Origin of the sequence: Rhizobium johnstonii 3841, assembly GCF_000009265.1 — a bacterium.
In the GTDB taxonomy this organism is placed as follows: Bacteria; Pseudomonadota; Alphaproteobacteria; order Rhizobiales; family Rhizobiaceae; genus Rhizobium; species Rhizobium acaciae.
The window spans coordinates 476882-498593 of record NC_008378.1 but is presented as its reverse complement, the minus strand read 5'-3'; the positions used below and the strand labels follow the sequence as shown (position 1 = coordinate 498593).

At 60.2% G+C, this 21712-nt stretch carries 22 protein-coding genes and 1 pseudogene; 18 read left to right on the top strand and 5 right to left on the bottom strand.

Translation table 11 applies throughout. The annotated features are described in order from the left end of the window. Positions 1–5 precede the first annotated feature (5 nt). Together tagF and RL_RS35225 are read left to right on the top strand one after the other, a co-directional pair. A complete protein-coding gene (gene tagF, locus RL_RS35230; RefSeq protein ID WP_011649227.1) occupies positions 6–1379 on the top strand; it encodes a type VI secretion system-associated protein TagF in 1374 nt (457 codons plus the stop codon). Continuing rightward, positions 1369–2283 (top strand): serine/threonine-protein kinase, encoded by a 915-nt coding sequence (locus RL_RS35225; protein WP_011649226.1) that lies wholly within the window; start codon positions 1369–1371, stop codon positions 2281–2283. The genes tagF and RL_RS35225 overlap by 11 nt, the downstream gene beginning before the upstream one ends. Here RL_RS35225 and RL_RS35220 read toward each other — a convergent pair. Beyond that, complete coding sequence (locus RL_RS35220) at positions 2280–3419, bottom strand: polysaccharide biosynthesis/export family protein (protein ID WP_011649225.1); 1140 nt, start codon at positions 3417–3419, stop codon at positions 2280–2282. The genes RL_RS35225 and RL_RS35220 overlap by 4 nt on opposite strands. 262 nt (positions 3420–3681) lie before the next feature. On the opposite strand from RL_RS35220, the gene RL_RS35215 reads away from it, so the two are divergent. The 3 genes from RL_RS35215 to RL_RS35205 all read left to right on the top strand — a co-directional run bounded on the left by RL_RS35215 (position 3682) and on the right by RL_RS35205 (position 5037). Next, positions 3682–4029 carry a DUF488 domain-containing protein gene (locus RL_RS35215; protein ID WP_011649224.1) on the top strand — a complete coding sequence of 116 codons (348 nt, stop codon included), beginning with the start codon at positions 3682–3684 and terminating at the stop codon, positions 4027–4029. Between the two features lie 151 nt (positions 4030–4180). Continuing rightward, positions 4181–4702 (top strand): DUF4142 domain-containing protein, encoded by a 522-nt coding sequence (locus RL_RS35210; protein WP_041937006.1) that lies wholly within the window; start codon positions 4181–4183, stop codon positions 4700–4702. An 8-nt stretch (positions 4703–4710) separates the two neighbouring features. Continuing rightward, on the top strand, positions 4711–5037 hold the full coding sequence (locus RL_RS35205) for a cupredoxin domain-containing protein (protein WP_041937051.1): 327 nt from the start codon (positions 4711–4713) through the stop codon (positions 5035–5037). Positions 5038–5273: 236 nt separating this feature from the next. Here RL_RS35205 and RL_RS35200 read toward each other — a convergent pair whose 3' ends face one another. Then, positions 5274–6173: a LysR family transcriptional regulator gene (locus tag RL_RS35200; RefSeq protein ID WP_011649221.1), complete on the bottom strand. Its 900-nt coding sequence runs from the start codon at positions 6171–6173 to the stop codon at positions 5274–5276. A 120-nt stretch (positions 6174–6293) separates the two neighbouring features. Between RL_RS35200 and RL_RS35195 the strand changes: the two genes are divergently transcribed. The 6 genes from RL_RS35195 (at position 6294) to RL_RS35170 (ending at position 12574) form a co-directional block, all read left to right on the top strand. Further along, positions 6294–7226, top strand: coding sequence for a VOC family protein (locus RL_RS35195; RefSeq protein WP_011649220.1), 933 nt, complete (start codon positions 6294–6296; stop codon positions 7224–7226). Between the two features lie 95 nt (positions 7227–7321). Continuing rightward, positions 7322–8011: a hydrolase gene (locus tag RL_RS35190; RefSeq protein WP_011649219.1), complete on the top strand. Its 690-nt coding sequence runs from the start codon at positions 7322–7324 to the stop codon at positions 8009–8011. Between the two features lie 71 nt (positions 8012–8082). Continuing rightward, the gene (locus RL_RS35185; protein ID WP_011649218.1) at positions 8083–8373 is read left to right on the top strand and encodes a XapX domain-containing protein; all 291 of its coding nucleotides are present in this window, start codon (positions 8083–8085) and stop codon (positions 8371–8373) included. Beyond that, the gene (locus tag RL_RS35180) at positions 8373–10355 is read left to right on the top strand and encodes an amidohydrolase (protein ID WP_041937005.1); all 1983 of its coding nucleotides are present in this window, start codon (positions 8373–8375) and stop codon (positions 10353–10355) included. Before RL_RS35185 ends, RL_RS35180 begins: the two co-directional genes overlap by 1 nt. A 183-nt stretch (positions 10356–10538) precedes the next feature. Beyond that, on the top strand, positions 10539–10982 hold the full coding sequence (locus tag RL_RS35175) for a DoxX family protein (RefSeq protein WP_041937050.1): 444 nt from the start codon (positions 10539–10541) through the stop codon (positions 10980–10982). Continuing rightward, positions 10979–12574, top strand: coding sequence for an MFS transporter (locus tag RL_RS35170; RefSeq protein WP_011649215.1), 1596 nt, complete (start codon positions 10979–10981; stop codon positions 12572–12574). The genes RL_RS35175 and RL_RS35170 overlap by 4 nt, the downstream gene beginning before the upstream one ends. Here RL_RS35170 and RL_RS40940 read toward each other — a convergent pair. After that, positions 12571–12747 carry a hypothetical protein gene (locus RL_RS40940; protein ID WP_244432414.1) on the bottom strand — a complete coding sequence of 59 codons (177 nt, stop codon included), beginning with the start codon at positions 12745–12747 and terminating at the stop codon, positions 12571–12573. The genes RL_RS35170 and RL_RS40940 overlap by 4 nt on opposite strands. A 40-nt stretch (positions 12748–12787) precedes the next feature. Here RL_RS40940 and RL_RS35160 point away from each other — a divergent pair, with 40 nt between their 5' ends. Then, entirely contained in the window at positions 12788–13624 is an 837-nt protein-coding gene (locus RL_RS35160; RefSeq protein WP_011649214.1) for an alpha/beta fold hydrolase, read from the top strand. Between the two features lie 134 nt (positions 13625–13758). Here the strand turns inward: RL_RS35160 and RL_RS35155 are convergent, their stop codons facing one another. Beyond that, positions 13759–14664, bottom strand: coding sequence for a helix-turn-helix transcriptional regulator (locus RL_RS35155; RefSeq protein WP_244432413.1), 906 nt, complete (start codon positions 14662–14664; stop codon positions 13759–13761). Between the two features lie 292 nt (positions 14665–14956). Here RL_RS35155 and RL_RS35150 point away from each other — a divergent pair, with 292 nt between their 5' ends. Continuing rightward, complete coding sequence (locus RL_RS35150; protein WP_041937048.1) at positions 14957–15790, top strand: AraC family transcriptional regulator; 834 nt, start codon at positions 14957–14959, stop codon at positions 15788–15790. 97 nt (positions 15791–15887) lie between these two features. Here RL_RS35150 and RL_RS38810 read toward each other — a convergent pair. Then, positions 15888–16040, bottom strand: a pseudogene (locus RL_RS38810) (type II toxin-antitoxin system RelE/ParE family toxin); the annotation flags it as partial. Positions 16041–16254: 214 nt separating this feature from the next. Between RL_RS38810 and RL_RS35145 the strand changes: the two are divergent. From RL_RS35145 to urtC, 5 genes are all read left to right on the top strand, one after another. After that, positions 16255–17406, top strand: coding sequence for a transporter substrate-binding domain-containing protein (locus RL_RS35145; RefSeq protein ID WP_011649211.1), 1152 nt, complete (start codon positions 16255–16257; stop codon positions 17404–17406). A 12-nt stretch (positions 17407–17418) separates the two neighbouring features. Beyond that, positions 17419–18027 carry an ANTAR domain-containing response regulator gene (locus tag RL_RS35140; RefSeq protein WP_011649210.1) on the top strand — a complete coding sequence of 203 codons (609 nt, stop codon included), beginning with the start codon at positions 17419–17421 and terminating at the stop codon, positions 18025–18027. Positions 18028–18276: 249 nt separating this feature from the next. Further along, positions 18277–19527 carry a transporter substrate-binding domain-containing protein gene (locus RL_RS35135; RefSeq protein ID WP_011649209.1) on the top strand — a complete coding sequence of 417 codons (1251 nt, stop codon included), beginning with the start codon at positions 18277–18279 and terminating at the stop codon, positions 19525–19527. 150 nt (positions 19528–19677) lie between these two features. Continuing rightward, positions 19678–20571, top strand: coding sequence for an urea ABC transporter permease subunit UrtB (gene urtB, locus RL_RS35130; RefSeq protein ID WP_011649208.1), 894 nt, complete (start codon positions 19678–19680; stop codon positions 20569–20571). 1 nt (position 20572) lies between these two features. After that, positions 20573–21712, top strand: a complete 1140-nt coding sequence (urtC, locus tag RL_RS35125) for an urea ABC transporter permease subunit UrtC (RefSeq protein WP_011649207.1) — start codon at positions 20573–20575, stop codon at positions 21710–21712.

Genomic DNA, 21712 nt, shown 5'->3' with positions numbered 1-21712 from the left:
CTGATATGAACGAGCGCGCCACCCTGGACCGAAGCCCGACCGAAGCCGACAGGATCGGCTTCTTCGGCAAATTGCCGAGCCATGGCGATTTCGTTTCGATGGGACTGAGCCGCCACCTGCAGGCGGCACTAGACGCCTGGCTGCAGTCGGGGCTGCAAGCGTCTCAGCGGGAACTCGGCGAGGATTGGGAACGCCGGTTTCGCATGATGCCGGCATGGCGTTTTATCGTCGAACGCGGTCTTTGGGGATCTGCCACCATTGCCGGCGTTCTGCTTCCGAGCCTCGACCGCGTCGGGCGCAGTTTTCCGCTTGTGATCGCCGCCCAGCTTCACGGTTTTGCCGAGCATCCACGCCAGCTCTACCTTGATGACACCTGGTTCACGGCCGCCGAGGCGATCGCCGAAAGCTCGGCCAAGCGGGATTTCGACATCAATCACTTCACCGCGAGCCTGAAGCGACTGCGGACCCTGCGCCCGGCCGACCTCGGGGAAAACGAGACGCTGCAGGACAATGCTTCCGGCCGCGGCACGCTCTGGTGGCGGATCAGCCCCGAGGATCGGCGAGCCAAGGGGTTTCGTGTCGGCGGCGCCCCGGACCCCGAGGATTTTCCAAAGCTGCTGCACGACAATCCCCCCGCGGCTTCGGCACGGCCGCAACCCGAAACGGCCGAGACGCCGCGCCCTGTTGTCGTCGAGCCACATCATCCGCTGGTGATCCGCCACAGCCATGCCACGCATCCCGGCACGCGGCTGAGCGTCAACGCCGATGCGCTGCTCGTTTCGGAAACGCCCTCGCTCTTTGCCGTCGCCGATGGCGTCGGCGATGGCAACGCCGCTGCCGAGGTCGGCAAGATCGCCGTCCATATGCTGGCTGAAACCGGGAACCAGCAGACGATCGAAGCTCTGGTACAGGAGATCAAAGGCAAGCTCGGCCGCGCCCATGGCCTGCTTCAATCGGCCTATCTTTCCTCGGATCGCGAACCATCGGCCGCGAGCATCGTCGTGCTGGCCACGCGTGATGAGAGCTGCGCTCTGCTCTGGGTGGGTGACGCCCGTTGCTATCTTCTGCGGGACGGCATGATGCGCTGCCTCACGCGCGACCATGTGGAGATCGGCCTGCGGCGCACGCTTTCGCGCGCCATCGGCATGCGCGGACATCTCGTCCCCGAAGTCCGTTCCGGCGGATTGCAGGCCGGCGACAGGCTGCTGCTCTGCAGCGCGCCGCTGCCGAGCGTCGTCCCCGAGCGGATCATCGCCGAAATCCTCCTTTCCGCAAAGATCGAAAAGGCCGCCGATATCCTCGTCCAGGAGGGGCTGATTGCCAATTGCCGCGAAAACCTCAGCGCAGTCGTGATCGATGTGAAGACCGATGACAAATGATCATCCTGCGGATTTCGAAGAGATCGCCCGACGTTTTTCGCATCTCTGGCAGGCGTTGAATCGCGGTTCACCCGAGACCCGGAAAATCCTGGTAGACCGCGTCCGGGACGCGCTCGATCGGGGCGAGGCCCGCCTCCGCGACGCGGATTGCGAGATCGTCGCCAACAGCTTTATGCTCGAGGCGCTGATCCATGACGGCGCGGCCACCCGGGTCTATCGCGCCCGCCATCGCGATCTCGGAACGTTTCATGCCATCAAGATGCCGCAGGCCGACCACGCCGACGATCCCGTCCTCAGAAAACTGATGCTGCGCGAGGCGGAAATCGGCATGGCGCTCCGCCATCCCCACATTGCCGAGACGCAGACCGTTCTGCGCCTTGCCGACGGGCGCCCTGCCCTGGTCATGGAATGGACCGGCAGCCGCCTTGCGGAGCTTTTGCAGACAAGGTCATTATCCTTCGGCGAGATCACTTCAGCGATGACCTCAGTGCTTTCAGGCCTGGAGGCCATCCATGCCGGCGGTTTCGTGCATTGCGACCTGTCGCCTCTCAACCTTCTCGCCGACGGCGATCTCTCCCGTTTGAAGATCGCCGATTTCGGCATCGCGCTTCAGCGCGGATGCCGGCATGGTCAATTCGATCTTGCCTTTGCCGGCCAGCCGGATTTCGCATCTCCTGAACAGATGGCCGGTGAACCGCTCGACGAAAGATCCGATCTTTACGCAGCCGGGTGTCTGCTGTCCTTGCTGCTTAGCCGTTGCAACGAGGAGAGCGACGAAACCGAAGCCCTCAAGGCATTGGCGAACCGCCTGTCCCAACAGGATCCGCAGGACAGGCCCGAAAATGCAAGAGCCGCCTTGCGTCTGCTGGGCGGCTCCGCAAAACGTCCTGTTGTCGATGCTTAATTGCCGCTCGACCCCGGGATCGGTGCTGCGGCCGTCGGCACGCTTTTCTGGTACACGTTGAAGAGCTTGGCAAAGTCCACCAGGCTGGCGTTGCTGGCGTAGATGATATCGCCATCCATCATCTGGAACCGCTGCATCAGCGCCAGATTGGAAACGTCCTTCAGATCGACGCGATAGATCACCGGCTTGGTGCTCACCACAGCCGGCACGGGGGTCTTGGCATTTGCGGCCGCAACCTGCGTAAAGACCGGCTGGCTGCGCAGCACATAGAAATTGCGCGCATCGGCACGATCGTCGAGCAGGCCGCCGGCTCGCCCGAGCGCCTGGGCAAGCGTCAGCCTGCCCGGCTCGAATTCGAACTCGCCGACACTCTTGAAGGCGCCGAAAGCGGTGAAGGTGGGTGAATCCTTGTCGACGTAGATCTGGTCGTCGGGCAGAAGGTAGACATTCTGTTTGTTGTCGTCGATGACGCGCTGGAGCGGCACGGTGGCGCGCTGCTTGCCGCGCATCAGCGTGACGGTCGCCGAGCCCGGCGCAGACGATGCGCCGCCGGCAAGTGCGACCGCATCGAGTACACGCTCCTTGCGCGCTGTGAGCGGGAAGCGACCGGCGGCACGCACGTCGCCATTGACGGTGATACCGCTGGAGGGCCTGTCGACCACGGTGACGACGGCCTGCGGATTGACCGCCGACCCCTTCAAGCCGGTGACGATGCGCGTCTGCAGCGCCTCGGTCGAGGAATCCACCACGCGCTGTTTGCCGACGAAGGGAAGGGTCACGTTGCCCGTGGAATCGACGGTGAAGCGGCCGAGATTGAGGGTCTTGCTTTGGGTTGAAGAGAAAAGCCCCTCTTCGCCGGTGTCGAGGATCGTGACCTCGATGACATCGCCGCGTCGCAGCCTCGTATCGGCAAATCCGCTCGAGCGCATGAGGCTGAGCCCGGGATCGGTGGCCGCATAGGCAAGCGGGGTGGCCGCAACCGGACCCATCGGCGCTTCCGAGAGCCTGACGACCGGAATCCGCTCGTTGCTCTGAGGGGCGGTGGCATTATAGAAACCACCGGCGGTTGGGCCATCCGATGGCCGGGCGCAGGCACTAAGAACTGCGACAAGGACGAGCGGCGCCAACTTTCGCATCAGGTATCCTTTTGGCAATATTGAGAGAATCGAAAAATATCAGCGGTGAACGACCGAGCAATACCAGTTGCGCGCGAAAAATCAATTATGACAGTCCGGAGGCCAGCAGGTGTGGCTAATTGGCAACCATATTACTTAAGTTGAGTGAGATGGATGCGGCTTGAACAGGCCAACACCTGTTCCACCGGCTCCAGCTTGGAACCAAAACCTTGGCACGCGTATTCGTCGAGATTGGCTTTCGAACTTATGACGGGGTGAGAAAATGGCCTTGCACATCAAAAGAATCTACGAGCCGAAAGACGACAAGGACGGCACGCGCATCCTGGTCGATCGTCTATGGCCTCGCGGATTGAGCAAGCAGGATGCAGCAGTCGATATCTGGTTGAAGGATATAGCACCAAGCCCGACGCTGCGCCGTTGGTTTGGCCATGATCCCGCCAAATGGATCGAGTTCCAGCGCCGGTATCGGGACGAGTTGGAGAAGAATCCCTCCGCCGTCGAGGAGCTGAAACGCCAGATCCAGCAAGCGGACACGACGCTTCTCTACGCTGCGAAAGACCTACAGCACAATCACGCCATCGTGCTTCAACGCTTCCTCGGCAAAGACTGACGCGTCGGTGACCGACGTCGATGACACCCGGCCTCCCCGTGTCCGAAATTTCTGGGAACCTTTTCGTCCGAGCTGCATCCAATGCTCGCTTCCGAAGGCACACATCGTTCCCGCCGGAAGGCATCCAGTCACGACAAAAGGAAGACAGATCATGTTGAAACGAATTCTCGGCGCCACTCTGCTGGCGGCATCGCTCGGCACGGCTTCGCTCGCCGCCGATGCCAAGCGGACCGATCCTCAGATCGCCCACATCGCCTATACGGCGGGACAGATCGATGTCACCGCGGCAGAGCAGGCGCTGAAGAAGAGCAAGAATGCCGACGTCATTGCATTCGCCAAAACCATGGAGCGCGACCACAAGGCCGTCAACGACCAGGCGCTCGCCCTCGTCAAGAAGCTGAAGGTGACGCCCGGAGACAACCCCGTCAGCCAGTCCCTTTCGACACAGGCGACCAAGGAACTGACGACGCTGGAAGCGCTCGACGGCGCGGCATTCGCCAAGGCCTATGTCGAAAACGAGGTCGCCTATCACAAGTCGGTCAACGACGCGCTTGCCAACATCTTGATCCCTTCGGCGCAGAATAAAGAGCTCAAGTCGCTGCTGGAAACGGGCATGCCTCTTGTTCAAGGAACATCCGAGCATGCCGAGCATCTAGCTTCGATGATCAAGTAGACATGGCAATGGGCTCGCTGATGACATCGCTGCAGCTCCCGCTACTCTTAGCACTGCTTTGGGCAGGCAACGGGCTTGCCTCGGCGGCGGACCATCAGATCACCATCACCGGCATGAAATTCCGCTCGCCGCCTGCCGAGCTGCATTTCGGAGATGTGATCGTCTGGCGAAACGATGACATATTCACGCACACGGCGACCGCTCGCGACACAAGCTTCGATATCGACCTGCCGGCGAAATCGGAAGGCCGCATGACCCTCAGCCAAGCGGGAGCCGTCGATTTCTATTGTCGTTTTCATCCCGCCGTGACGGGCAAACTGGATGTCCGGCCATAGGGCCGGCTCCAATCGAACGGCCAGCAGGCGGAGAATTTCCACGACAGCCATTCCGGTTCCGGCCGAGCGACACCGGCAGCAGATATCGACACTCTCTGACGCCGAGCTGGTGCCCTTGGCGAAAATGGGCGACGAGCTCGCCATCCCTGCGCCGGCAACGCAGCATTGCCGTTCGCGCGAGCTCATGCGGTCAAGAGCAATATTCCATTCGAAGACCTGTTCAAAACAAACTCTGTTCATTCGATTGCCGATATAAACGCCGGGATCTGTTGCTCGAAGAACTTCGAGAATGAGGCGATGCGCGGCGGAAGCGCCTGATACGGCGGATAGTACAGGGTCAGCCACAAGTCCGGCGGCGACCAGTCCTGCAGGACGTGGGCCAGCCGTCCGGTCCGCAGATGCTCGGCCACATGGAACTTGGGCAGCATCGCGACCCCGGCGCCGTCGGCAGCCATGCTCGCGAGCACTTCCCCGCTATTGGCGCTGACTGCGCGGCCGGCAGAAATCGTGGCGCTGCCACTGCCATCCGACAGTGCCCAGGTCTCCCGTTTGCTGTCACCGCTATAGGCCAGGCAATCGTCGGGAATGAGTTCATTCGGGTGCTTCATGTCGCAAAACCGGCTGCCGGGCGCTGCGACGAGGATGCGGTGAACGACGCTGATCTTGCGCCAGATCGTGAACTTGTCCGAGGGGGCTGCGGAAATGCGGATCGCCAGATCGTAATCGTCGTCGATGATATTCACGAGCCCATCGGCAAGCGAGATCTCGAAGCTGATCTTCGGGTAGCGTTCCCTGAATGCGGAAAGGATAGGCGGCAGGACCTGCTGGCCGAACCAGGTCGGTGCGCTGATCCGCAGGCGGCCATGATCCGCCTTGTGGGTATTCATCAGATCCTTGCGCGCATTGTCCAACGTCTGCACGGCCGGCTGGATCTGTGCGGCGAAGATCGCGCCGTCAGTCGTCAGCGATACCTGGCGCGTGGTCCGCACAAAGAGTTGCACGCCAAGATCTTCTTCCAGGGCCGCGATTGCCCTAGTGACGGCTGCGGGGGTCATGTCGAGCTCGCGCGCGACCTGCGCGAAGTTGCGCTTCTCGGCGGCCAGTAGAAAGGTTCGAAGCAGCTTGTAGTCGTTCATTGATTATTTCACCTGAGGCAATTCACTGACAACTATTATTGCAATTCCGACCGCGGATCAACGGGCGTAGGTTTTCAATCACACCAGACAAACCAACGCAGCCGCGAAAGGGCGAGCATTATGATCACGGATATCAAGGGACTGCATCACATCACGTCGATGGCATCGGATGCCCGCCAGAACAACGCGTTCTTCACGGACACGCTCGGCCTGCGCCGCGTCAAGAAGACCGTGAATTTCGATGACCCCAATGTCTACCACCTTTATTACGGTGATGAGGCCGGCACCCCCGGCTCCGTCATGACCTACTTCCCTTTTCCCGACGTAATGCGCGGCCGACCCGGCGTCGGCGAAGTCGGCGAAACGCAGTTCGCAGTGCCGAAGGGCTCCCTCTCCTTCTGGCAGGATCGCCTGTCGGCAAAGGGAGCCGGGGAGCTGCAGGCCGGTACTGCCTTCGGTGCTGACCACCTGCTGTTCAAGGGGCCGGACGGTGAAGGGTTTGCCCTTGTTGAAGCGGAAGACGATGGCCGCAAGGCCTGGACCGGTGCAGATATCGACGAAAGCGTCGGTATCCGCGGCTTTACCGGTGCCAAGTTCCGCCTGCATGACACCGCTGCCACGTCCGAACTGCTCGGTTTCATGGGATACCAGCGTGCCGAGACGGATGGCGATGTAACCCGCTTCATCATCCCCGGCGGCAATGGTGCGGACAAGATCGATCTCGAGCTTCTTCCGAAAACGCCTTTCGCAAGGCAGGGCGCGGGTTCGGTGCATCATATCGCTTTCGCCGTCAAGAATCGCGCAAAGCAGCTCGACGTCCGCAAGGCGCTGATGGATACGGGATACCAGGTAACACCCGTCATCGACCGTGATTACTTCTGGGCCATCTACTTCCGCACACCCGGCGGCGTGCTCTTCGAAATCGCCACGAACGAACCCGGTTTCGACCGCGACGAGGACACGGCGCATCTCGGCGAAGTTTTGAAACTGCCGGCCCGCTACGAGCCCTATCGTGACCAGATCGAAGCCGGCCTGACGCCACTCGCCGCCTGAGGTCGCTTTCCAACAATACGGCGGCATAACTTTCAAGACGTGCCGCCTTGCCTGCCCCATTACCTACCTGCAACCCAATCAAAGGAAGACACGAGATGTCCAGCAAGCTTCAGGTCCTCACCCCGCAGAACAGCCAGATCATCTTCATCGACCAGCAGCCGCAGATGGCCTTCGGCGTTCAGTCGATCGACCGCCAGGTCTTGAAGAACAACGTCGTCGGTCTTGCCAAGGCAGCGAAGATCTTCAACATCCCGACCACCATCACCACCGTCGAAACCGACAGCTTCTCGGGCAACACCTTCCCGGAACTGCTCGCCGTCGTCCCCGACAATGATATCCTCGAACGCACCTCGATGAACTCCTGGGACGACCAGAACGTCCGCGACGCGCTTGCCAAGCATGCAGCAGACGGCCGCAAGAAGGTCGTCGTCGCCGGCCTGTGGACCGAGGTTTGCAACACGACCTTCGCGCTCTCCTGCATGAACGACACCGACTATGAAATCTACATGGTCGCCGATGCCTCCGGCGGCACCTCCGTCGATGCGCACAAATATGCGATGGACCGCATGGTGCAGGCCGGCGTCGTTCCGGTCACCTGGCAGCAGGTCCTTTTGGAATGGCAGCGCGACTGGGCCCGTAAGGAAACCTACGACGCGGTGACGTCGCTGGTGAAGGAGCATTCCGGCGCCTACGGCATGGGCATCGACTATGCCGTCACCCACGTCCACGGCGGCGCCGAGCGGGTCAGCCATGGCAAGCGGATCGGCCCGAACCCCGCGAAGTAAAACCGTCATCACTCCGGCAGGCCGCCGCCTGCCGGAGTGAACTCTTTCTCCCCAAGCGAAGGTGATCCGCGATGAAAATCTATCTCTTGTCCCTCGGTGCCGGTCTGCTGGTGGGCGTGATCTACAGCCTGCTCAATGTCCGTTCGCCCGCCCCGCCCGTTGTCGCTCTCATAGGTCTGCTCGGCATCCTCGTTGGTGAGCAGCTGGTGCCCCTGGCAAAAAGCATCTGGGCGCGCGAGCCTGCCGCCGTCTCCTGGCTTCACCAGGTCAAGCCGCACATGTTCGGGCACCTCCCGAAGGGCGGGACCAACATGGTGGCGGTGAACCCGCCCCGCGAAGATCCGACATCGAGGAAAAGCTGATGGCCACGCGCCGCACATTCCTGGGCGCAGCATCGAGCCTCGCCTTTTCAAACTTGTTTTCACCGGCCAATGCCGCCGATCCTATCAAGACCGGAGCCGCTTCCATGCACGCCGATATCGTTCTTCACAATGGGCGGATCACAACGCTTGACCGCGCAAATCCGAACGCCACCGCGATCGCCGTGAAAGACGGCCTGTTCCTCGAGGTGGGAACCGACAGCGAGGTGATGGCGCTCGCCGGACTGGATACGAAGATCGTCGACCTCAAGGGCAAGCGCGTGCTTCCCGGCCTGATCGACAACCACACGCATGTCGTGCGTGGCGGCCTCAACTTCAACATGGAACTCCGCTGGGACGGTGTTCGCTCGCTTGCCGATGCGATGGACATGTTGAAGCGACAGGTGGCGATCACGCCCGCGCCGCAATGGGTTCGCGTGGTCGGTGGTTTTACCGAGCATCAGTTTACCGAGAAGCGCCTGCCGACGATCGACGAGATCAACGCGATCGCACCCGATACCCCGGTCTTCCTGCTCCACCTCTATGACCGCGCGCTGCTGAACGGCGCCGCCCTTCGCGCCGTCGGCTATACCAAAGACACGCCGAACCCTCCAGGCGGCGAGATCACCCGCGATGCCAACGGCAATCCGACGGGGCTTCTGCTTGCCAAGCCGAATGCGGGCATTCTCTATTCGACCCTTTCCAAGGGGCCGAAGCTTCCGTTCGAATATCAGGTCAATTCCACCCGCCACTTCATGCGCGAACTCAACCGGCTGGGCATCACCGGCGTGATCGACGCCGGCGGCGGTTTCCAGAACTATCCGGACGATTATGCGGTCATCCAGAAGCTTTCGGACGAGGACCAGTTGACGGTGCGCCTCGCCTACAACCTGTTCACGCAGAAGCCGAAGGAAGAGAAGCAGGACTTCCTCAACTGGACGCAGTCGGTCAAATACAAGCAGGGCAACGATTACTTCCGGCATAACGGCGCTGGGGAGATGCTCGTCTTCTCCGCCGCCGACTTCGAGGATTTCCGTCAACCACGGCCCGAAATGGCGCCGGAAATGGAAGGAGAACTTGAGGAAGTTGTTCGCGTGCTTGCCGAGAACCGTTGGCCCTGGCGCATGCATGCCACCTATGACGAAACCATTTCCCGTTCGCTCGACGTCTTCGAGAAGGTCAACAAGGACATTCCGCTCGAAGGTTTGAACTGGTTCTTCGACCATGCCGAAACGATCTCGGATCGTTCGATCGACCGGATCGCGGCGCTCGGCGGCGGCATCGCCACTCAGCACCGCATGGCCTATCAGGGCGAATATTTCGTCGAGCGCTACGGTCACGGCGTCGCCGAGGCCACGCCGCCGATCAGGCGCATGCTTGACAAGGGCGTCAACGTATCGGCAGGGACTGACGCGACGCGTGTCGCCTCCTACAATCCATGGGTTTCCCTTGCCTGGATGGTGACCGGCAAGACGGTGGGCGGCATGCAGCTCTACCCGCGCGCCAACTGCCTCGACCGCGAGACGGCGCTGCGCATGTGGACGGAAAAGGTGACCTGGTTCTCCAACGAGGAAGGCAAGAAGGGCCGGATCGAAAAAGGCCAGTTTGCCGACGTCGTCGTGCCGGACAAGGACTTCTTCACCTGCGCCGAAGACGAGATCTCGTACCTCACCTCGCAGTTGACCATGGTCGGCGGCAAGATCGTCTATGGCGCGGGCGATTTTGCGGCGCTCGACGAGAATGACGTCCCGCCCGCCATGCCCGACTGGTCACCCGTTCGCACGTTCGGCGGCTATGCGGCCTGGGGTGAACCGCAGGGTGCCGGCGTGAATTCCCTGCGCCGGACGGCAATCTCGACCTGCGGCTGCGCCAGTTCCTGCAATGTCCACGGTCACGACCACGCTGGCGCCTGGACATCGAAGCTGCCGATCGCCGATCTCAAGGGCTTCTTCGGCGCCCTTGGCTGCGCCTGCTGGGCGGTGTGATTTTCAACATCATCCATGAGGCAGCAGCAGATCGCTGCCCCATGGAAGACTATTGCGAATATCGCAAGAGAATCTCAATTTTTGATGCAATTGTTGGCTCTAATCTTTGCGGCCAATATCGCTCCATCAGATGGAACCAACGCCGCCCGCATGGACGAAGCGGCCAACATTGCAGGAGCCGACATGACCGATCACACCTTCTCTGCCAACGGGTGGCGCCGGCTTATCGCCGGGATCGTTGCTGCCCCCGCCAGCCGGACGCTTGCGCTGCTTGCCTTGTGTGCGGCGTATATCCAGGGACCAATTACCAAGATCTTTGATCTCAACGGTGCAATCGCTGAAATGAACCATTTCGGCCTCCATCCGGCGGCATTCTTTGCAGTCGCCGTTATCGTCTTCGAATTGGCTGCCTCGGCCATGGTGGTGTCGGGGATCCTTCGCTGGGCAGGTGCGCTGGCGCTCGCCGCGTTCACGCTCTTTGCCACCCTTATCGCTCTTCGTTTCTGGGAGTTGCCCCCGGGCATAGACCGCATGATGGCAACCAACGCCTTCTTCGAACATCTCGGGCTCGCCGGCGCTTTCATCATTGTCGCGGCAATTGATTTGACCAAGGGAGCAGGCAAATGAGCACCAAATCCTCCGGGGGCAGCTTTGCTCCGCTTGCCCAGCCCGTCTTTGCAGTTCTTTGGGCTGCAACCGTCCTTGGAAATACCGGCAGCTTTATGCGCGATGTCGCCAGTTCCTGGCTCATGACTGATCTATCGGCTTCGCCGGCCGCCGTCGCCCTGGTGCAGGCGGCCGGAACCCTGCCGATCTTCCTCCTGGCAATACCTGCGGGCGTGCTCACCGATATTCTCGATCGTCGCAAGTTCCTGATCGCCGTGCAGATCTTGCTCGCCTCAGTCAGCGTAAGCCTGATGGTCCTGGCAAATACCGGCATGCTTTCGATCAGTGCGCTGATCGGCCTGACCTTCCTTGGCGGCATCGGCGCCGCGTTGATGGGGCCGACCTGGCAGGCGATCGTGCCGGAACTGGTGAAAAGAGAAGACGTCAAGAGCGCCGTCGCGCTCAACTCGCTCGGCATCAATATCGCCCGGTCGATCGGGCCGGCCGCCGGCGGTCTGCTCCTTGCTGCCTTCGGCGCGGGCGTCACCTATGGCGCGGATGTTGCCAGCTATCTCGTCGTCATCGCGGCGCTCGTCTGGTGGCCGCGGGCAAAGAACACAAATGATGCGCTGGCTGAAGGTTTCTTCGGCGCGTTCCGTGCAGGCCTGCGCTACACCCGCGCCAGCAAGCCCTTGCATGTCGTACTTTTGCGCGCGGCGATATTCTTTGCCTTCGCCAGTGCCATCTGGGCACTCCTGCCGCTCGTCGCCCGAGAATTGCTCGGCGGTGACGCAGGCTTCTACGGTATCCTGCTTGGCGCCATTGGCGCCGGCGCGATCGGCGGCGCATTGCTCATGCCTAAACTGCGCGAACGCCTGAATGCCGATGGCCTGCTTCTAGGGGCCGCTGTCATCACCGCACTCGTCATGGGCGCTTTGTCGTTCGCGCCGCCGAAATGGGTCGCCATCATCGTCCTGCTCTTTCTCGGAGGCGCTTGGATCACCGCCCTGACCACGCTGAATGGCGCAGCGCAGGCGGTGCTTCCGAACTGGGTCCGCGGTCGCGGCCTGGCGGTCTATCTCACCGTCTTCAATGGTGCGATGACGGCAGGTAGCCTTGGCTGGGGTGCCGTTGGTGAAGCTGCCGGGGTGCCGGGTGCGCTGCTGATCGGCGCGGTTGGACTGCTCATTGCGGGCTTCATCATGCATCGCTTAAAGCTGCCGGCCGGCGACGCGGATATGGTGCCGTCCAATCACTGGCCAGAACCATTGGTCGCCGAGCCTATCGCCCACGACCGCGGTCCTGTTCTGATCCTCATCGAATACCATGTCGAAAAACATCATCGCACAGCCTTCCTGCATGCGCTGGATGAGATGTCCCACGAGCGGCGGCGGGACGGCGCCTACGGATGGGGGGTGACGGAAGACTCCGCCGATCCGCAAAAGATTGTCGAATGGTTCATGGTCGAATCCTGGGCCGAGCATCTTCGCCAGCACAAGCGGGTTTCAAATGCCGATGCTGATCTGCAAGGCCAGGTCCTCGCCTATCACTCAGGAACGGATAAGCCCGTTGTCCGGCATTTCCTCACAATCAACCGGCCGGGGGCCGCCTAGCGACGCAGTTGGGCGGCATCCGCTGCTACCCTCGCAATCATACTCAATAAAGGATGACGGTAATCGACAATGACCGAGAACTTCCCTTCCATCACCCGCCGCAGCGCATTGCTTTCCGGCGCTGCCGCCGCCGCAGCCATGGCACTCCCCACATCTTTCGGGTTTGCTGCCAACATTTCCTCCACCCCCACCTCAATCAAAGGAGACAATAGAATGGGCTACATCACCACCAAGGACGGCGTCGAAATCTTCTACAAGGATTGGGGTCCGAAGGATGCCCAGCCGATCGTCTTTCACCACGGCTGGCCGCTCTCGTCGGACGATTGGGATGCGCAGATGCTGTTCTTCCTGGCAAAGGGCTTCCGCGTCGTCGCCCATGACCGCCGTGGCCACGGCCGCTCTGCTCAAGTTTCTGACGGTCACGACATGGACCACTATGCCGCCGATGCCTTCGCCGTGGTCGAAGCGCTCGATCTAAAGAACGCCGTTCATATCGGCCATTCAACCGGCGGCGGGGAAGTCGCTCGCTATGTGGCAAAATATGGCCAGCCTTCCGGGCGCGTCGCCAAGGCCGTTCTGGTTTCCGCCGTTCCGCCGCTGATGCTGAAGACGGAGACAAATCCGGGCGGCCTTCCGATGGAAGTCTTCGACGGCATTCGCAAGGGGGTGGCCGATAACCGCGCACAGCTGTTCGTCGATTTCCCCACCGGTCCGTTCTACGGCTTCAACCGTCCCGACGCGAAGGTCTATCCAGGCGTCATCCAGAATTGGTGGCGGCAGGGCATGATGGGTAGCGCCAAGGCTCATTACGATGGGATCAAGGCCTTTTCCGAGACCGATCAGACGGAAGACCTGAAGGCAATCACTGTTCCGACGCTCGTTATGCACGGCGACGACGATCAGGTCGTGCCCATCGACAACGCTGGCAAGCTGTCCGTCAAACTGGTGCAGAATGGCACCCTCAAGGTCTATCAGGGTTATCCGCACGGCATGCTGACAACGCATGCTGAGGTCCTGAACGCCGACCTCTTGGCATTTATCCAGGCTTAATTGGACCGTCCGGGTGTGGCTGCCCACGCTGCACCCGGATCCGGCCGAACAAACCCGACCAAGCAGGCTGTCACCAGGACAGTCCTGAGCGAAGCTGAGCTCAAAGCCCAGCAGTGCTGCTCGATGGTTTTCTGTTAGTGTCGGTTGCTCGAGCGCCAAGCCGCAGGATGCACCCCCACGACCCTCGTGAATGTTGCAACGAGTTCATTTTCGTCCGGAAACCCGCACTCTTCAGCGATCCGGGCAATGGTTTCACCTGTTCTGCTCAGTTGCGACTGGGCTCTGCTTATTCGATATGACGAAATCCATTCCGAAACAGACTGCCCGGTCGTGTTCAAGAATCCGGAACAGAGCTCATCGACTGAAAATCCGCAGGCTTCGGCAATCTTATCGACCGGTGTGCCGCCCGATAAGTTCGCAGCTATGTACGCCTTGATGCGCTTTTCCTGCAGCGGAGACAGCCGACCGGTGCCCGACAGGTGCTGGATGGGGGACCGCCCGTAACGATGCGCAAGATGGGCGCTTAGCGCTAATCCGATATGAGGAAGCAGTGTATCCCTGACCTCGTCCGGCATGTCGAACATCGGTATCAGTGCAGCGCCGATATTGCGGACCACCTGATCGTCAATCCCGCGGCAGGTTGTGAGGTCATCAATACGCGGCTCGCCCGCTTCCTCCGCGAGCTCGACAAAAAGCGCGCTTGGGATATGAAACGCCAGTGCTTCGAAGCGGCCACGAACAGAAATTGCGGCCCCATTCCTCAAACTGATGAGACACATAGAACCTCTGGAATAGGTCTTCCGAGGTGTCCGTGCTCCGTCCGGCAGGACGTCGCAATGATCAACGTCAACGAGATAGAGCATGACCAGAAAGGCGTCATCAGCCGGCAGGACGATTGTGTGTTCGCTACTGTCATAGGAGTGCTCGAGATGGACGACAGCGAGCTTTGCCTTGTAAAGAGGCCTGATTGCCAGCGCCCTTGCGGCATTAATCCCAAAACACGCCGCAATTCTCTCACTGATTGTCAACGCCTCACTCATATGTGTCTCGATCATCCTGGCTGGGGACTGTATAGCCGTACCGACGAGATGCCGCGCGTCAAAGTTTCCTACACAGGTTTCAAACGGCAATCTTGAACAAAAGGATCCTCGCGGGGCCGATTTAATAAATTGTCGTGAGGCAAGCTTACCGTGGGAAAGCGACCAAAGCCGGCAGGTCCCCTGTTCGAGTGTCTAGAAATGAAAGAACTGCGTCGTGGTCCAAGTCCTCCCCCTCCGCCAGCAATCTTCCACCGGAAACTCGACCGACGGGTTCGGGTGCTCGTTGAAGCAGTTGTCGATCAACCAAAGCCTTCCTGGTTCAGACATCGATATCTTTCGTAAGGCGACAGTCAACACTGAACTCGATCAGGTCATGACACCGGCAAGCGATCGAGGGTTCGTCGTGGGGGTTTCCTCGCTCGGCGGCCACACGCGACGCATCTTCCACGAACATCGTGCGACAACCCACGACTTTACCGAGAACTCGATCTATATTCGCGATCTCTCGCACGCCTACAAGGCGGATCTCCGCGGTCCTTTCGATTTCGTGTTGTTTGAGATTTCGCCAGCCTCCCTCGGCAAAATTGCCGATGATGCTGAAATGCCCGGCATAACGTCGCTGTCAGTTGAAACAGCATCAAAAGATATTGTGCTTGCCAATCTCGCTCGGGCGCTGATCCCGGCGCTCGAAAAGCCAGACGAAGCCAACGCGCTTTTCGTCGAACAAATGACGACCGCCATCGGCACCTACCTGGTCCAGCGCTACGGCGGCCGGCCAATGGTAGGCTCCGATAGGTCGGGTAGCCTTTCGCGGGCGCAGGAGGATCTGGCGAAAAGCCTGCTTCTCGAAAACCTTGATGGCAACGTGTCGATTTCCGACGTCGCCCAGGTCTGCAACCTGTCACGTGGCTATTTCATTCGCGCTTTTCGTCAAACGACCGGTATGACGCCCTATCAATGGGTCCTTCGTGAGCGAATAAGCCGTGCCCGCGACATCTTGCGGACCTCAAATACTCCTCTCGCCGAAGTGGCCATCGCCTGCGGCTTCGCGGACCAAAGCCATTTCACGCGCGTCTTTGCGGGTATCGTCGGCACCACGCCTGGCAATTGGCGGCGTAACGCGTAGTCCACACGAGCCCTTGGTAAGGGTCTGCCCAATTGAGGGTCTTGAACCGATTCGAACCTGAGACACACCAAATCCCACAGTTCCATCCGAGGCGTCGCTAAATTGAATCAGTTGCCCAATCTTCATGGGCGTGGCGAATTCGTACTACAAAAATTGTCTCATCATCTTCGATCCGACAAACGACTAGATGCGCTTTGAAGGGATGAATTCTAACAGGCGGATCAATCTCATCCCGTTCGCGCGCGATGCGTGAAGGCCAGTGGGTCATGAAGTAGCCGGGACAAAGCAACGCCACTACGCCGACAGCGATCATCGCGATGAAAGGTGCCTTTCGTTCCGCTATTGTCACCGGACACGGAAACTGACATCATGGATCGGCAGGCTTCAATGAGCCGCTGATATTCCATGAGCAGGGTAGCTCTCGACCGGAAACGGGCGGGAGCTTTTTTATTTTTTGGTGGGCGATGATGCATTCAGAAAACTGGCGGGTCGGTGTGCTGTTCTCCGAAACGGGTGTGACCGGAGCCGTGGAAAAAACCCAAAAGGCCGCGACCGTGCTGGCGATCGATGAGATCAACGCGGCGGGCGGCGTGCTCGGCCGGGCGATCGAACCCATCGCCTATGATCCGCAATCGACGCCTAATCTCTACAAGGAACTTGCAGTCAAGCTTTGCGACGAAGACCGGGTCCGGGTCGTTTTCGGTTGCCATATGTCGAGCACCCGCAAAGCTGTTCTGCCCGTCATCGAGGCCCGTGATGCACTGCTGTTTTACCCGACGCTCTACGAGGGATTCGAATACTCCCGTCACTGCATCTATACAGGAGCCGCCCCCAACCAGAACTCCGTCCAGCTCGTTGACTTCCTGACCGAGCATTATGGAAAGCGGGTCTTCCTTGTGGGGTCGAACTACGTCTATCCTTATGAATCCAATCGGACGATCAGCGACCTGTTTCTCCAGCTGGGCGGACAGGTGCTGGACGAGATGTATGTTCCCCTGAACCTCAAAAACGAGGACGTTGCAAAGATCATCCAGCATATTCGCGCGGCACAGCCGGATGTCATCTATTCGACGATCGTCGGCGACGGTATCATTCCCTTCTACACGGCGTTCAAGGAGGCCGGATTCGATGCGGCGACAATGCCGATCGCGAGCCAGTCGACCAGCGAGGCGGACGTGATCCGTATGCGGCCGGATGTGGCCGAGGGGCATATCACCGCAGCCCCCTTCTTCGCCTCTCTGGATACGCCCCGCGCCCGCGCCTTCGTCTCGGCTTACCAACAGCGATACGGCCTGCAGATGCTGCCGACCGCGCCGGCCGAAGCGGCTTATTTCCAGGTTTATCTCTATGCGGCGGCTTTGCAGCGCGCCGGTGGCGACGGGCTTGAGCAGCTTCTGCCGGCTCTCTATGATGTCGAGTACGATGCCCCGCAGGGCGCGGTAAAGATAGACCGGACGACAAACCACACGCATCTGTGGCCAAGAGTGGCAAGGGTGAATCCACAGGGCGACTACGACATCGTCTATGATCCGTCGCTCCGGGTGGCGCCAGACCCGTTCATGCGAGAATATCGCCCGGACTTGACGCGGACTTTCCCGCATCGTGTTCAGGTTTGAGAGGGAGCGACGATGTCTTTCGCCCTTCTCAGAGATTTGCGGGATCTCAAGGTTCTGGTCATCCACCCCCGGACATCCGAAGGAGAGTTTCTCGTCGATCACCTGCGCCGTATCGGCTGTACGGTCAGTTGCCTTTGGCCGGTGCCTGCCGAGTTGCCGCACGGGACAGATGTCGTCTTCCTCGCGATGGAAGATGAGGCGCGACCGGAAATCGAACGCCTGCTGAAGTCTTTCCCCAATCCTGCCCCGACCATGCTTGCCATCGTCGGTTACGAAAACCCCTCGACGCTGCAGATCGTTCTGGAAAGCGGCGCACTCGCCATTGTCGAAAGACCGATCAAACCCTTTGGCCTGCTGACCAATCTCGCCATCGCCCGCAACCTGTGGCTGGAGCGGCAAAAGCTCGTCAAGGAAGCGCGCAAATACAAACGCAAGGTACTGGGCGACCAGAAACTTGCTCGGGCCAAAGCCATTCTGATGGCCAATCGCGGCACCAGCGAGAATGAGGCGTATCGTGAAATGCGCGACCAGGCGATGGCTCGGCGGGTGCCGATCGATGAAATCGCCAATTCGATTATCAACGCCGAACAGCTCTTGCGCCCGCCCCAAAAACATGATTAGTTTTTCACGTGTTTCCAACAAAACACCTCCGGCACATCCCTTCGTTTGACGAAGCCATGTGCCGCTGTTGCACGCGGCGCAGCCGTGATGCGGTGATGGCAAGGATGCCCGCAGGCTGTGACAAGCCTCGCGGGTTTTTTGTTGTTTGCTGACAGTGACGTCAGTCCTCTATCCATTTTTCGGCATGAAAGTCTCGCCGTTTGGCGGGCTCTGCCGCCGTCCGCGCCAATCAAAAAAAGGGGAACCAAGATGGTGTTCAACAGACGTGAATTTCTGAAAACCGCAGCGACCGCTTCCGCCGCACTCGCCCTGCCGGCTCTGGGCAGCCGCGCCTTCGCAGCCGATGCCATCAAGGTCGGCGCGCTTTACTCGCAGACGGGCGGGCTTTCGGTTGCCGAGAAGCTTCTGGCGAACGGCGTCATGATGGCCGTGGCCGAAATCAACGCGACCGGCGGTGTACTCGGTCGCCCCGTCGAGGTGGTCGTCGAAGACGGTGCTTCCGATCCGAAAACCTTCAGCGAGAAGGCTTCGAAACTGATCCTCAAGGACAAGATTTCGACCGTGTTCGGCTGCCACACATCAGCAAGCCGCAAGGCCGTGCTGCCGATCTTCGAGCGACGTGGCGCCATGCTGTTCTACCAGACGCATTACGAAGGCTTCGAGTGCTCGCGCAACGTCGTCTATTCCGGCGCCGTTCCGAACCAGCAGCTCTCCAACTACATTCCCTGGATCGTCGAGAAACTGGGCAAGAAGAAATTCTTCATCGTCGGCTCGAACTATGTCTATCCGCGCGAAATGGCTAAGGTTTCCAAGAAGCTGATCGAGGCAGCCGGCGCCGAGTGGGTGGCGGACGAATATCTGGAACTTGGCCATTCGGAATGGGCCGTCATGGTCAGCAAGATCAAGGAGTCGGGCGCCGACGTGGTCCTGTCCAACGTGGTCGGCGACTCCATCATCGCCTTCTACCGCGAGTTCAAGAACCAGGGGCTCTCGCAGGAGGTTCTGCCGATCTGCGCGACGGTCACCTCCGAAATCGAGATCGCGGCGATGGGCGCCGAATATGCCGCCGGAAGCTACACCTCCTTCCCCTATTTTATGTCGATCGACACGCCGGCGAACAAGAGCTTCATCGATCGCTTCAGGACCTTCGTCAACGATCCGAAAGCCGTCACCTACCATTCTCTCGAAGCCGCCTATTTTCAGGTCTTCCTGTGGAAGCAGGCCGTCGAAAAATCCGGCGACCTGTCCGCGGACGCGATCAGGGCCGGAATTCGCAGCCAAACCTACGAAGCGCCCGGCGGCAAGGTGACCACCGACCCCGACAACCTGCATTGCTGGCTGACGCCGCGCATCGGGCAATGGCAGGCGGACGGCCAGAGCAAGGTGGTGAACGCCTACCCGGCGCCGATCAAGCCTCTGCCCTATTCGGCCTATGGGGAGACGGAGAGCAATCTGTTCTGCACCAGCAACGGTCTCGACGCCGCAAAGCTCAAGGGCTGACCCCTCCCGCGTCGTCCCGCCATCCATGGGTGGCGGGATCATGTCTCGTTAAGGCGGGCCTCCACTCTTCTTCCCCAAGCTGCCATCCTGCCGTCAGGATCGGCAAGGCGCAGCAGAGTTCGGCCCACCCTTGTCACGAACGGTGGCGTTATGCTCGACATTCTGTTTATCGGCCTCAGTCTCGGCTCGATCCTTCTTTTGGTGGCGCTCGGCCTTGCCATCACCTACGGCGCTATGGGCGTCATCAACATGGCTCATGGAGAGATGGTCATGATCGGCGCCTATGTCGCCGTCCTCTCCGGCATCTGGCTGAAGGCAAGCCTTCTGCTTGCGATCCCGCTGGCCTTCGTCGTGACGGCCCTGCTCGGTCTGCTGATCGAGCGGGTGGTTGTGCGGCGGCTTTATGGCCGTCTGCTGGACACGCTTCTCGCCACCTGGGGGATCGCCATCCTCCTGCAGCAGGCCGTGCGGCTCGAATTCGGCCTGTCCTTTTTCGGCATTCATGTCGAAGGTCTTGGGGCCGGCCTGCAGAACGTCCCGGTGCCTGCCTACCTGCAGGGCACGTTCAGGCTTGCCGGCGCCGACATCAATGCCTACCGCACCTTTATCATCGCCGTTACCGCCGCGCTGACACTGGCGACGTGGTTCATTCTCTACCGGACGGCGGCCGGCATGCAGGTTCGCGCCATCATCCGGAACCCGAAAATGGCGGCAGCCTGCGGCATCGACGTGAAACGCGTCAACGCCATGACATTTGCGTTCGGTTCCGGCCTTGCCGGTGTTGCCGGCGTCATGATGTCCGGCTTCAAGACGGTCTTTCCCGATATGGGCACGACAATGGTCGTCGACGGCTTCATGGTCGTCGTCACCGGCGGGGTCGGTAGCCTTTTCGGCACCATCCTGTCGTCAGGGCTGCTCGGCGAAATCAATGCGCTGGTCGCCATCGGGACGAACGACATCCTGGCACGTGCCGTCGTGTTCGGGGTCGTCATTCTCGTCATTCTCGTCAAGCCCAGCGGGCTGTTCTCGTTCAAGGGGCGCTGACATGAGCATCGAACGGAAATTCCAGGTCGCGGCCTATGTGCTCTTCATCGCGGTGATTTTTGCAGCGCCCGTTTTTGGCGACGAATTCTGGCTGAATCGCATTTCGAAATACCTGGTCTACGGCATGCTGGGCGTCGCCATCGCGCTCACATGGGGATATGCAGGTATTCTCAATCTCGGCCAGGGACTGTTTTTCGGCCTCGGCGCATACATGCTGGCCATGTCGCTGAAGCTGTCGAGCCTGACCAGTCTCCAACAGGGCTCCGATAAGCCCGTTCCTGATTTCATGCTCTGGAATGCCGAGCCCGGCGCGCCGACGGAGCTTTGCTGCATCAACAAGGGCTCCTTCCTCTGGCTTCCGTTTCAAAGCCAGTCGGTGGGGCTGGTGCTCGGCATCGTGCTTCCGGTGGTAATTGCCGGAGCACTTGGCATGCTGGTTTTCCGCAAGCGCATTTCTGGCGTTTTCGTCTCGATCATCACGCTGGCGCTCGTTCTGCTTGTCCGCCTCGTCGTGGTCGATGCGCAACCGGTGACCAACGGCTTCAACGGCCTGACGGATCTTGGCTGGCTGACGATCGGCGGCATCGAATTCGATCCCTACAGCCGGGCGACCTATTATCTGTGTGCCACATGCCTGTCGCTGACGCTCATCGGTGCCCGTCTCATTGTTGAAACCCGCGCCGGCATGATCCTGCAGGCCATCCGCGACGATCATGTGCGCGCCCGCTATCTCGGCTTCGACGTCTCGCTCTACCAGGTGTTTTTCTTCGTGATTTCGGCGGGGATCGCCGGCGTTGCCGGCATGCTCTACGTGGTCGTCGCAGAGTTCGCCTCTCCGACGTTCATGGACCTGTCCTTTTCCGTGACGATGGTGGTCTGGGCTGCCGTCGGCGGCCGCTCCTCCCTGCTCGGCGCCTGCATCGGCGCGATCCTGATCAACATGATCGAGGCGGAGGTCAGCGAGACCGAAGCGCTGGTCGAGGCATGGAAGGCAATCATCGGTCTCATCTTCGTGCTGGTCGTTCTGTTCATGCCGCGTGGCCTTGGCGGCGTTGCACATGATGTGCTGCGGCAGTTTATCCGCCGGCTCAAACCAGGCGCTGCATCTTCATCGTTGCAGCAACAAAGCGAGGCATTGTGA